1 protein-coding gene is annotated in these 581 nt (G+C 67.3%); it reads right to left on the minus strand.

The window, feature by feature from the left end; all coding sequences use genetic code 11:
- Nucleotides 1-581 (minus strand): CoA ester lyase (locus G6W55_RS38155; protein ID WP_254876606.1); only part of this gene is annotated, 581 nt, incomplete at both ends.

The following is a 581-nucleotide window of genomic DNA, read 5'->3' on the forward strand; positions in this document are numbered from 1 at the left end:
GACCAGGGCCATCTTGCGGCTGGCCTCGTCGATCATCTCGTCGCCGAGCATCGCGGAGCCCTTCTTGCCGCCCGCCTCGGAGGTGTAGTAGTCGTACGCGTCCAGGATCAGCTCGGCGTGGTCGAAGTCCTCCTGCGACGGCGAGAAGATCTCGTTGGACGCCTCCACCTGGCCCGGGTGCAGCACCCACTTGCCGTCGAAGCCGAGCGCGGCGGCGCGCTGCGCGACCGCGCGGTAGCCGTCGACGTTGCGGATCTGGAGGTAGGGGCCGTCGATCGCCTGGAGGTCGTTGGCGCGGGCGGCCATCAGGATCTTCATCAGGATGTAGTGGTAGGCGTCCGCCGGGTAGCCGGGCGGCTGCTCGCCCACGACCAGCGACTTCATGTTGATGGACGCCATGAAGTCGGCCGGGCCGAAGATGATCGTCTCGATGCGCGGGGACGCCTGGGCGATCTCGTTGACGTTGTTGAGGCCCTGGGCGTTCTCGATCTGGGCCTCGATGCCGATCCGGCCGACCTCGAAGCCCATCGTCTTCTCGATCTGGGTCAGCAGCAGGTCCAGCGCCACGACCTGCTGGGCGT

This window comes from Streptomyces sp. CAI-85 (assembly GCF_013363615.1).
Lineage (GTDB): Bacteria > Actinomycetota > Actinomycetes > Streptomycetales > Streptomycetaceae > Streptomyces > Streptomyces antibioticus_B.